The 11,489-nt window shown below is 70.1% G+C and carries 9 protein-coding genes and 2 pseudogenes; 8 read left to right on the top strand and 3 right to left on the bottom strand.

Annotated elements, in window-relative coordinates:
- Positions 1-116: 116 nt before the first annotated feature.
- From AC3EUJ_RS36325 to AC3EUJ_RS36305, 5 genes are all read left to right on the top strand, one after another.
- Entirely contained in the window at positions 117-1,412 is a 1,296-nt protein-coding gene (locus tag AC3EUJ_RS36325; RefSeq protein ID WP_431969144.1) for an ABC transporter substrate-binding protein, read from the top strand.
- The gene (locus tag AC3EUJ_RS36320) at positions 1,409-2,311 is read left to right on the top strand and encodes a carbohydrate ABC transporter permease (protein WP_431969142.1); all 903 of its coding nucleotides are present in this window, start codon (positions 1,409-1,411) and stop codon (positions 2,309-2,311) included. Before AC3EUJ_RS36325 ends, AC3EUJ_RS36320 begins: the two co-directional genes overlap by 4 nt.
- A 32-nt stretch (positions 2,312-2,343) precedes the next feature.
- Positions 2,344-3,129, top strand: a complete 786-nt coding sequence (locus AC3EUJ_RS36315) for a carbohydrate ABC transporter permease (RefSeq protein WP_431969146.1) — start codon at positions 2,344-2,346, stop codon at positions 3,127-3,129.
- A gap of 173 nt (positions 3,130-3,302) precedes the next feature.
- Complete coding sequence (yicI, locus tag AC3EUJ_RS36310) at positions 3,303-5,579, top strand: alpha-xylosidase (RefSeq protein WP_431969140.1); 2,277 nt, start codon at positions 3,303-3,305, stop codon at positions 5,577-5,579.
- 37 nt (positions 5,580-5,616) lie between these two features.
- Positions 5,617-6,627: a LacI family DNA-binding transcriptional regulator gene (locus AC3EUJ_RS36305; protein WP_431969138.1), complete on the top strand. Its 1,011-nt coding sequence runs from the start codon at positions 5,617-5,619 to the stop codon at positions 6,625-6,627.
- 107 nt (positions 6,628-6,734) lie between these two features.
- On the opposite strand, the pseudogene AC3EUJ_RS36300 reads toward AC3EUJ_RS36305, so the two are convergent.
- Positions 6,735-7,202: pseudogene (locus tag AC3EUJ_RS36300) on the bottom strand (ATP-binding cassette domain-containing protein); the annotation flags it as partial.
- Positions 7,199-7,723 (bottom strand): PadR family transcriptional regulator, encoded by a 525-nt coding sequence (locus AC3EUJ_RS36295; RefSeq protein WP_431969137.1) that lies wholly within the window; start codon positions 7,721-7,723, stop codon positions 7,199-7,201. The pseudogene AC3EUJ_RS36300 and the gene AC3EUJ_RS36295, both read right to left, overlap by 4 nt.
- 118 nt (positions 7,724-7,841) lie before the next feature.
- Here AC3EUJ_RS36295 and AC3EUJ_RS36290 point away from each other — a divergent pair, with 118 nt between their 5' ends.
- Positions 7,842-8,672 carry a polysaccharide deacetylase family protein gene (locus tag AC3EUJ_RS36290; RefSeq protein WP_431969135.1) on the top strand — a complete coding sequence of 277 codons (831 nt, stop codon included), beginning with the start codon at positions 7,842-7,844 and terminating at the stop codon, positions 8,670-8,672.
- 411 nt (positions 8,673-9,083) lie between these two features.
- On the opposite strand, the pseudogene AC3EUJ_RS36285 reads toward AC3EUJ_RS36290, so the two are convergent.
- Positions 9,084-9,592, bottom strand: a pseudogene (locus AC3EUJ_RS36285) (PP2C family protein-serine/threonine phosphatase).
- Here AC3EUJ_RS36285 and AC3EUJ_RS36280 point away from each other — a divergent pair.
- Entirely contained in the window at positions 9,560-9,889 is a 330-nt protein-coding gene (locus AC3EUJ_RS36280) for a hypothetical protein (RefSeq protein WP_431969148.1), read from the top strand. The pseudogene AC3EUJ_RS36285 and the gene AC3EUJ_RS36280 sit on opposite strands and share 33 nt — an antisense overlap.
- Before the next feature lie 35 nt (positions 9,890-9,924).
- Positions 9,925-10,971: a TDT family transporter gene (locus AC3EUJ_RS36275; RefSeq protein WP_431969133.1), complete on the top strand. Its 1,047-nt coding sequence runs from the start codon at positions 9,925-9,927 to the stop codon at positions 10,969-10,971.
- Positions 10,972-11,489: the final 518 nt, after the last annotated feature.

The raw sequence follows: 11,489 nt of genomic DNA, 5'->3' as shown, positions 1-11,489 counted from the left end.
ACCCTTGACATATCTGCGATCGCTGCATACGGTCCTGCGTCGAAGCGCTTCGACGCGTCGCATCGAAACCATTCGATGGGCGCCTCATTCGTTCGGCCCAGGTGGAGGTCACTTCAATGTTGAAGGTGCGCAGACCGCTGGCTCTCGCAGCAGCTGCCCTTGCGGGCGCCATGCTCATCACGTCGTGCGGAAGCTCGGACGGCGGTGCGGAGGGTGACGGCAAGACGCTGAAACTCTGGCACTACGAAGCCCCGAACAGCGCGATGGGCGTCGCCTGGAACCAGGCGATAGAGGAGTTCAAGAAGTCCCACCCCGGCGTGAAGGTGGAGTTCGAGGCGAAGGGCTTCGAGCAGATCCAGAAGACCGCCTCGATGGTGCTCAACTCCAGCAACGCTCCTGACCTCATGGAGTACAACAAGGGCAACGCCACCGCCGGCCTGCTGGCCAAGCAGGGCCTGCTCACCGACCTCACCCCGCAGGTCACCAAGTATGGCTGGGACAAGTTGCTCAGCCCCAGCGTCACCACCACCAGCCGCTACGACGCCAAGGGCGTCATGGGCTCCGGCAACTGGTACGGCGTCCCGAACTTCGGCGAGTACACGATGGTGTACTACAACAAGGACCTCTTCGCGAAGAACGGCGTGAAGGTCCCGGCCACGTTCGACGAGTTCGAGCAGGCGCTCGCCGCCTTCAAGGCCAAGGGCATCACCCCGCTCGCCAATGGCGGCGCCGAGTACCCGGCCCACCAGTACCTGTACCAGCTGGCCCTGACCAAGGCCGACCGCAGCTGGGTCGACTCCTTCGAGCTCTACAAGGGCAAGGCGGACTTCCACGACGCCGCCTGGACGTACGCCGCCAACACCCTGTCGGACTGGGTGAAGAAGGGCTACATCGCCAAGACGAGCAGCGGCGCCAAGGCCGAGGACGCCGGCGTCTCCTTCATCAGCGGCAAGTCCCCGATCTTCTTCTCGGGCAGCTGGTGGTACGGGCGCTTCCGCGACGAGAACAAGTTCCAGTGGGGCTCGTTCCTCTTCCCGGAGTCCAAGATGACCCTGGGCTCGGGCGGCAACCTCTGGGTCGTCCCGAAGAACGCCAAGAACAAGCAGCTGGCCTACGACTTCATCGACATCACGATGAAGAAGGAGATCCAGAACACCCTCGGCAACAACGGCGGCGTGCCCGTCGCGGCCGAGCCCTCGGCGATCACCGACCCCAGCTCCAAGGAGCTCATCGAGAACTTCAACAAGGTCTCGTCCCAGGACGGTCTGGCCTTCTACCCGGACTGGCCGGTCCCCGGCTTCTACGACGTGCTGGTCTCGGCCACCCAGAAGCTGATCACCGGCAGCGCGAGCCCCGACGCGGTCCTCGACGAGCTGCAGAAGGCCTATGACGCGGGTGCGCCCACGTCATGAGTGCCCGACCCCTCCGGCTGCGCAATCCCTACGCGCTGTACTTGATCCCGGGTGTCATCGCCTTCCTGGCCGTCGTGATCGTGCCGTTCGCGATGAACATCTACTTCAGTTTCACGCACTGGCAGGGCGTCGGCTCGCCCGCCTGGGCGGGGCTGGACAACTACCGGGAGCTGATGAAGGACTCGCGGTTCTGGGAGTCCTTCCGGCACAGCGTCGCCATGGTCCTGGCGATGGCGGTGATCCCCACCGCCGTCGGTCTCGTGGTGGCCGCGGCGCTGTTCGACTTCATCGGCAAGCACTTCGGTTCGAAGCTGGCCAGCGTGCTGCGTGCCTGCTTCTACCTCCCGCAGGTCCTGCCCATCACCGTGGCGGGCATCGTCTGGAGCTGGATCCTCGCCCCCGAGAACGGCTCGCTCAACGAGCTGCTGAAGGCGGTCGGCCTGGGTTCGCTCCAGCAGGACTGGCTGGGTGACCCGAAGTTCGCGCTCTACAGCGTGATGGCCGTCATGGTCTGGGTGCAGCTGGGCTTTCCCGTCGTGATCTTCATGGCGGGACTCCAGCGGGTCGATCCCTCGCTCTACGAGGCGGCCGAGCTGGACGGGACGAACTGGTGGCAGCGTTTCTGGCACGTGACGCTGCCCCAGATCCGCCCCGAGATCTACGTGGTGATGCTGTGGTGCACCATCGCGGCCCTGAAGGTCTTCGGCGCCGTCTACGTCCTCACCAAGGGCGGACCCGCCGACGCGACCATCGTGCCGTCCTACTTCTCCTTCTCGACCTTCTTCGAGAAGACCGATGTCGGTTACGGCTCCGCGATCGCCACGGTCCTCACCCTGATCATCCTGGCGCTGACCACCGTCGGCCTCCGCTTCCAGACCCGATCGGAGGACGCACAGTGAACGCGCTCAAGCGCTACCCGGTGCTGGTGGCGATGATCCTCGGCGCGATCTTCATGGTGCTGCCGCTCCTGATCGTGCTCATCAACGCGCTGAAGTCGCCGGCCGACTACTCCGCGCACGGCCCGCTGTCCCTGCCCCACGGCCTCCACCTGGAGGGCCTGACGGACTTCTGGACCCGGGTCAACTTCGGGCACACGCTGCTGAACTCGGTCGTGATCTCGGGTTCGGTCGCGGTGTTCGGCGTGATCCTCTCGGTGCTCAACGCGTACGCGATCGGCATCGGGCGGATCAAGGGCAAGGCGTACTTCCTCGCCTTCTTCGTGCTGGCCAACGTGCTGCCGCAGGAGGCCCTGGTCTATCCGCTGTACTACCTGTCCAAGCAGGTGGGGCTGTACGACACCAGGCTGAGCCTGATCATCGTCTTCAGCGTCGTGCAGGCGGCCTTCGGCACCTACCTCCTGTCCTCCGTGCTCGGGGCCTTCCCGAAGGAGATCATCGAGGCGGCCAGGATCGACGGCGCCAACAGCTGGCAGATCCTGTGGCGGATGGTGGTCCCGGTCAGCCGGCCCACCCTGGGCGTCCTCCTGGTGTTCTTCTTCATCTGGACCTGGAACGAGTTCCTGCTGCCGCTGGTCATGCTGCCGTCGAACGACAACCAGACCGTCTCGGTGGCGCTCGGCGTGCTCCAGGGCCAGCGACTGATGGACGCGACGATGACCAACGCGGCCGGGCTCCTCGGCGCGCTGCCCGCCATCGTCTTCTTCCTGCTCTTCCAGCGGACCCTGACCCGCGGCATCGCCGTCGGCGCCGTGAAGTGATCCGCGCCCGGACCCCCGTGTCCGCGGCCCTCCCCGCGGGCGGGTGACCTCCCCGCCGCCCGCCCGCGGCTCTGCCCCCGCCCCTCCCTCCCGGGGCGGGAGGCAGAGCCACCCCTTCTGCTCCCACACGCACCGAGAACGCCGGTGGCCGCCCACCGGGAAAGGCATCGACCATGAAGTTCACCAACGGGTACTGGCTGCTGCGCGAAGGCGTCACGGCGGCGTATCCGGCCGAGGTCCTCGATGCCGTCCCGGGCCCCGGAACACTACGGGTCCACGCGCCCACCCAGCACATCCGGCACCGCGGCGACCTGCTCAAGGGCCCGCTCGTCACCGTCGACTGCACCGCGCCCATGCCCGGTGTCATCGGCGTGCGCATCACCCACTTCGAGGGCGACGTCGAGACCGGTCCCCACTTCGAACTGCACGAGGAGCCGCACGAGCCCGTCGTGACGGTCGACGACAAGCAGGCCGTCCTCACCTCCGGCGAGCTGAGCGTGCGCTTCAGTCGCGACGGTGACTGGCGCATGGAGTTCCAGGCCGACGGGCGCACCCTCACCAGCAGCGACGTCAAGGCCATGGCCCTGATGGAGACGGCCGACGGCGGACACCACATCCGCGAACAGCTCCGGCTGAGCGTCGGCACCTCCGTCTACGGCCTCGGCGAGCGCTTCGGGCCGCTGGTCAAGAACGGCCAGACCGTCGACATCTGGAACGCCGACGGCGGCACGAGCAGCGAACAGGCCTACAAGAACGTCCCGTTCTACATGACCGACGCAGGCTACGGCGTGTTCGTCGACGACCCCGGCAAGGTCTCCTTCGAGGTCGCCTCCGAGCAGGTCTCGCGCGTGCAGTTCAGCGCCGAGTGCCAGCAGTTGCAGTACTACGTCATCCACGGGCCCACGCCGAAGGAGATCCTGCGCAAGTACACGGCGCTGACCGGCCGGCCCGCCCTCCCGCCCGCCTGGTCGTTCGGGTTGTGGCTGACCACCTCCTTCACCACCTCCTACGACGAGCAGACCGTCACCGGGTTCGTCGACGGGATGGCCGAGCGCGACCTGCCGCTGTCCGCCTTCCACTTCGACTGCTTCTGGATGCGTGAGTTCAACTGGTGCGACTTCGAGTGGGACCCGCGCGTCTTCCCCGACCCCGAGGGGATGCTGCGCCGCCTGAAGGAGCGTGACCTGCACATCTGCGTGTGGATCAACCCCTACATCGCCCAGCGCTCGCCGCTCTTCGCGGAGGGCAAGGCTGCCGGCTACCTGCTCAGGCGCCCCGACGGCGGCGTCTGGCAGTGGGACCTGTGGCAGCCCGGTATGGCCCTGGTCGACTTCACCAACCCCGACGCCTGCGCCTGGTACGCGTCCAAGCTGGAGGCGCTCCTCGACATGGGCGTCGACTGCTTCAAGACCGACTTCGGCGAGCGCGTCCCCACCGACGTCGCCTGGTTCGACGGTTCCGACCCGGAGCGGATGCACAACTACTACACCCAGCTGTACAACAAGACCGTATTCGACGTGCTGCGCAGGCACCGCGGCGAGGGCGAGGCGGTGCTCTTCGCCCGCTCCGCCACGGCCGGCGGCCAGCAGTTCCCCGTGCACTGGGGCGGCGACTGCGAGTCCACGTACGAGTCGATGGCCGAGTCCCTGCGCGGCGGACTCTCCCTCGGCCTGTCCGGCTTCGGCTACTGGAGCCACGACATCGGCGGCTTCGAGGGACTGCCCGACGCCGGCCTGTTCAAGCGCTGGATCGCGTTCGGAATGCTCTCCTCGCACAGCCGCCTGCACGGCTCTTCCTCCTACCGCGTGCCGTGGCTCTTCGACGAGGAGGCCGTGGACGTCCTGCGCTCCTTCACCAAGCTCAAGCTCGGCCTCATGCCCTACCTGTACGGTGCGGCGCATCAGGCGCACACCGAGGGCGTCCCGATGATGCGCGCCATGGTGCTGGAGTTCCCCGACGACCCCGGCTGCGTCTCGCTGGAGCGCCAGTACATGCTCGGCGGGGACCTGCTCGTCGCGCCGGTGTTCTCCGAGGACGGCGAGGTGTCGTACTACGTGCCCGAGGGCACCTGGACCCACTTCACGACCGGCGAGAAGGTCACCGGCCCGCGCTGGGTGCGCGAGACCCACGACTACCACAGCGTTCCGCTGCTGGCCCGGCCCGGCTCAGCGATCCCGGTTGGCTCGGTCGACGACCGTCCCGACTACGTGTGGGCGGACGACGTGACCGTCCGGGTCTTCGAGCCGGCCGACGGCTCCCGCACCACCGTGCGGATCCCCCGTGAGGACGGCACGGCCGCGGCCGAGATCACCGTCGTGCGCGAGGGCTCCGCGCTGCGGGCCGAGACCTCCGACGCGTCCCTTCCGTGGGGTGTCGAGGTCGCCGGCGGACCGTCCGCGCGTGCCGCGGCCGGGACCGCCGTCCTCACCCTGGAGCTCTCCGGCTCCTGAGGGCGGACCGGCACAGCACGTACGGCAAGGGAGTTGCATGGTCAAGATCACTGACGTCGCGCGGCACGCCAACGTGTCGCCGAGCACCGTCAGCTACGCCCTCAGCGGCAAGCGGCCGATCTCCCCGGAGACCCGGCGGCGCATCGAGGACAGCATCCGCGAACTGGGCTACCGGCCGCACGCCGGAGCCCGGTCCCTGGCCAGCAGCAGGTCACGGGTGATCGGCCTCGTGCTGCCCCTCCGGAAGGGCATCCACGTGCCCGTGGTCATGCAATTCGCCACGTCCGTGCTGACCGCGGCCCGGGAGCACGACCACGATGTCCTCCTCCTCACGCAGAACGAGGGGGAGGAGGGCATCATCCGGGTCGCGGAGAGCGCCATGGCCGACGCGTTCATCATCATGGACGTCGAGATGGACGACCGCCGGCTGCCGTTGCTGCGCACCCTGGACCGACCCTCCGTACTGATCGGATTCCCCTCCGACCCGGCCGGGCTGACCTGCGTCGACCTGGACTTCGCGGGCGCCGGCGAGGCGTGCGTGGAACACCTCGCCTCGCTCGGCCACCGGACCGTGGCCCTCGTTGGCTCACCCCCCGAGGTGTACGTCCGCGGCACCGGCTTCGCCCGCCGGGTCGCCGCGGGGTTCACGGCCGCCGCCGACCGCCTCGGCCTGCGCTCGTCCGTCCACCCCTGCCCGGAGACCCCGGCCGCCGCGCGGGCCATGGCCGAGCAACTGTTGCGCGGGCAGCCCGGGCTGACCGGGGTCGTCGTCCACAACGAACCGATCACCCAGCCCCTGATCTCCGCCTTCCAGGCCACGGGCCTGCGCGTCCCGGAGGACCTGTCGGTCGCCGCGATCTGCCCCGACGAGACCGCCGAACAGGCACCGGTGCCCATCACGTCCGTGTCGATCCCCTCCGCCGAGATCGGCACCCGCGCGGTGGAGCTCCTGATGGCCAAACTCGCCTCCCGCGATGACGTCCCGGAGACCACCATGCTCTCCGCGGTCCTGACCCCCCGGGCCACGACCGCCCCGCCGGGGTTGTGACGCCGCGTCAGCGCGTTCGGCAGAGCCGCGTTGAGCAGCAGGGCGACTCCCAGGCCGACTCCGACGGCGGTCAGCAGCGTACGCACCCAGCCCTCACGTCTGCCGGTGACGGCGAACCGGACGCCATCGCCAGGTCCGGCTCCGGCCGGGGGCGCCGGGGTGGCGGCCGGGCTCATGCCACGCGTCCCACCCGCGACGTCCTCGACCTCCAGCCGGCACAGCCATTCCAGGGCGGTGCGCGCGGCCTCCCTGCGGGAGGACACCGTTGAGCCGGAGCGGTAGCGCCACGTTCTCCGCGCAGGTGAGTTCGGGGACGAGCCGCCCGAACTGGAAGACGAAGCCGAACTCGTCGTTCAACGCGGACAGCTCGTGACGCGGTAGGTAATGGTGCCGGAGTCGGGGACGACGATCCCGGCGAGGCAGTGCAGCAGGGTGGACCTTCCGGAGCCGGAGGGTCCCAGCACGGCGACGACCTCGCCGGGGCGTATGGAGAAGTCCACCCCGTCCAGGGCCGGCGTCGATCCGTGGTTCTCGCGCAGGCCGTCGGCGGTGAGCAGGGGCTCGCGGGGTGTCATGCCCTCACCTCCCGGGCGAGCCTGTCGAGGCGCGCCGCGGTCAGCTCCAGCCAGCACAGGTCGGCTTCGAGGTGGAACAGGGCGTGGTCGCAGACCAACTGGTCGGCCAGATCGCCGGTGCGCTTGCGTTCGGTCAGGTGGCGCATCAGCCGCAGGTGCTCGGCACGCTGCACGTCGAGGATGTCGGCGGCGTCGCGGTGGGTGAGCAGCGCGAGCACGACCTTGGTGTAGAGCGTCGACTGCAGATACGGCTCGGGCTTCTCCGGGGTCGAGAGCCACCGCACGACGTCGGTGACACCCGCCTCCGTGATGGCGTACCGCTTCCGCTCGGGGCCCTCGCCGGGCTCTATGGCCTCGACCTCGACCAGTCCGTTCTTCAGCAGCCGCGACATCGTGGAGTAGACCTGCCCGTAGTGCAGCGGGCGGTCGTGGCCGAATCGCTCGTCGAATGCGCGCTTGAGGTCGTAGCCGTGGCGCGGCCCGGATTCGAGGAGGCCCAGAAGGGTGTGACCGATGGACATGTGCGTCAATATACGCTTGAGGTATACACATCGTGTAGACGCGACGTCCTGGTCGCGTGCACATTGCGGGCACCCCCGCTATGTATGACGTGTATACCCCCTGTGTAGAGTCGCGGCCATGCGATCTACCTGGCCCCGACGCCTCCTGCCCGCCCGCCCCGACGCCGCCCGGACTGTCCGCAGATGGGCGGCCTTTCCCGTGGCCGCACTGGCACTCGCGCTCGCCGTCACCGGGTGCACCCGCGTGGAGACCACCTCCCCCGGCACCGTGCGGCAGGAGGCCGGGAAGACCGGCACGGGCGTCTTCGGCAGCGTCGACTGCCGCAAGGCCAAGTGCATCGCGCTCACCTTCGACGCGGGACCGAGCAAGAACACCGCGCAGCTGCTCGACGTCCTCAAGGAGAAGCAGGTGCCCGCCACCTTCTTCCTCCTCGGCAGGAAGCACATCGAGCGCTACCCGGACATGGTGAAGCGGATGGTCGCCGAAGGGCACGAGGTGGCCAGTCACACCTGGTCGCACAAGATCCTCACGGAGATCGGCCCCGAGGAGATACGCGAGGAGCTGAGCCGTCCCGACGACGCGATAGAGCGGATAACGGGCCGTCGTCCCACCCTCATGCGGCCGCCGCAGGGACGCACCGACGACACCGTCCAGGGGATCGCCCGCGAGATGGGCCTCTCCGAGGTGCTGTGGAGCGTCACCGCCAAGGACTACGAGACCAACGACCCCGACGTGATCACCAAACGTGTCCTGGACCAGGCGGACCGTGACGGCATCGTCCTGCTCCACGACGTCGTCCCCGGCCCGGACTCCAAGGGCTACCGCGGCACCCTTCCCGCCGTGCCCGGCATCATCGACGCCCTCAAGCAGCGGGGCTTCACCTTCGTCACCGTCCCACAGCTGCTCGCGCCGGGTACCCCGCAGCCCGGGGCGGTCTACCGCCCCTGACCGGATCCGAGGGGCCGCGGCCCGATGGTCATGGGCCCGGCGCCACCCCCGTCACCACCGTGGAAGGCGGGGCAGGGAGCGTGGGGCGGGAGTGAGACCCGGCGAACACCTTCCGGTGCCGCCGGCCTCCCGCACGACGGTGACGCGGCTGGAGTGGTCTGGCTGGTCGGGCCGCGTCATCGCGGGTTCTCGGGGTGCTGGTCCGCCACTACCACGTGGTGCCGGGACGAGTGCCGGTGCCGACGCGCTGCGCCGCGCCCGCCGGTTCGAGGACCGGCCCACTGAGCGCCTGCTGCACGGCGCGCGGCGGTCGACGGCACGTGGGCCGAGGTGCGCCGGCCGGCGCGGGACACCCTCGCCCGGTACCGGCTCGCGGGCCGGGTGGGCCGACCGCGCGCCGGGCTCCGCCCGTCACTCCCCGGGCGCCGGGCCCACCAGCAGCGGGGCGATGTCGTTCCGGCCCCCCGAGGTCCGCTGGGCCTCCCGCAGGAGCTCGTCGGCCAGGTCGTCCAGTGAACCGGCGGGCGCGGCGGCGAGCCGGTCCGCGAGTTCCCCCAGCGCTGTCTCCAGATCGGTGCCGGGACGTTCGATCAGGCCGTCCGTGAACAGGGTGAGCACGCTTCCCGGCGGCATGGACACCTCCGCGGCCCGGTAGTCCGCGGCAAGGTCGACCCCGAGCAGGATCCCGGGCGGTATGTCGAGGATCTCCGTGCGGCCCGACCGGTGGCGCAACAGCGCCGGCAGGTGCCCGGCGCTCGCCGGCAGCGCGCGGTGCCCGGGCACGTCGAGCCGGGCGTACGGGCAACTGGTGAACAGGTCCGGGTCGAAGTCGCCGAACAGGCGGTTGCCCGGGTGAGTACGTCGTCCGGGGCCGCGCCCGTGCCCGCGTGGGTGTGCACCGCGATGCGGATCTGACCCATCAGCGCCGCCGCGTTGACGCTGTGCCCCTGTACGTCGCCGATGACCGCTGCCGCCGCCCCCGAGCCGTCCAAGCGGATCAGGTCGTAGAAGTCGCCGCCGATGTTTATGCCGCCGGCGGCCGGGAGGTAGCGGGCGGCGACGCGCAGGCCGGGCACCTGCGGCAGGGAGTGCGGCAGCAACGCCTTCTGGAGGGTGCGTGCGACCTGGCTCTTGGCGTCGTCGAGCCGGGCACGTCGACGGGTGTGGGCATCTCGGCCGGGCGTGAGCGGGAAGGGTTCACCGCAGGCCTGGTTTAAAGTTGAAACCACCCGACTGGAGGAGAAGCCCCGTCATGCAGCCCGCCGCACTGGACGCACCCGTGATCGTCACGCCCCCGAACCCCTCGCCACGGCCCGCGCACGCCACCGCCGGGGACAGCGCGCGCGCCCGGCGGGCGACGCGCATCGGACTGATGTCGGTCTCGCTCGGTACGGCGGGCCTGGGCGGGCTCTGGCAGTCGGCGTCGGCCACGGTGTCCGCGCCCATCGGGGTCAGCGACGCCCTGTTCGTGGTCAGCGGCCTGCTGTGGGTCGTGCTGCTCGCGCAGTACCTTCGGCACGGCGGAACGCGCTGGCGCAACGTCCTGGACGATCTCCACCACCCCGGTCAGGGCTTCACCCTGGCGTACGTCCCGATCATCGGCATGCTGGCCACCGGTCACTTCGCCCGCTTCGGCGTCGACGGCGCCCGCTGGTTCTACGGGCTGTTCGCCCTCGCCTCCGCCGTCATCGCCGCCCGGCTGCTCGCCCACTGGGTGAGCGGCGGTCTCGGCCCTGCCCCGCTCCACCCCGGCTACCTCCTGCCGGTGGTCTCCGGACCCTTCATCGCCGGCACCACCGGCTCGGCGGTCGCACTCCCCGACGCGGCCTCGGCCGCCTTCGCCGTCGGCGTCCTGTACTGGCTCGCCTTCGGCACCGTCATCCTCGGCCGTCTCGTCGCGAACGGCCTGCCCGGACCCGCCCGCCCCACGCTGACCGTCCTCACGATCCCGCCCGCCGTGGGCGGCCTGGCCTGGACCGCCGCGCACGGCGGACGGGTCGACGCCGTGGGACACGGATTCGCCGGGCTGGTGCTCTTCACCGTCCTGATCGTCCTGTTCCTGGTGCCGCACGTCCGCCAGGACGGGTTCCACCCGGGCTACTGGATCTTCTCCTTCCCCGCGGCGGCCACCGGCAACTTCCTCGTCCGCTGGCTGCACGGCGCCGCCGTGCCCGGCCGGCAGGGCCTGACCTGGCTCGTGATCACCCTGGTCAGCGGGGTGTTCCTGGTGCTGTACGCGGCGACCGTCGGGTACGCCGCCCGGTCCGCGGGCCGGCACCGGGCGGTCGCGGGAGCGTAGCGGCGGACGTCGACGGCGAGTCCGCCGCCGGCGACGGCGGGGGCGCCCACCGAAGATGGCGTCACGCAGCTCGGAGGCCGTGACCCCGTGGCGCATCGCGAGCGCGACCGTGTTGACGAGCTCCTGCGAGTCGACCCTGAGCAGGACAGCGCCGGGCACCCGGTCCGTCGCCGTGTCGAGGAACTTCATCAGTCCCCGCGTCTCCCCGACGATCTTCGCCCGGGGCATCGCGGCGATCTCGCCGACGGCCTCCCGGCGACCCCGACCGCATACCCCCGCTCGCGTGCCGGCCACTCGGTGAACCCGACGCGGGACAGCGGTGGGGTCGTGAAGACCGTGTACGGCACGGCCTCGCGGTCGCGTGTCGAGTGGGTGCCGGTGCCGGTGCCGGTCGGCCGGCGGCTCAACCTTCGCCGTCGCCACCGAGTCCGCGTTCGGCCGCGCCTTCCGCCGCGCGGCGGGCGACACCTCCGCCCGGCTCCGCCGAGCGGCCCGGCACGGCGTACCCGGCGACGCGG

Source organism: Actinacidiphila sp. bgisy160, from assembly GCF_057707815.1.
This window is presented reverse-complemented; position numbering and strand designations above follow the sequence as displayed.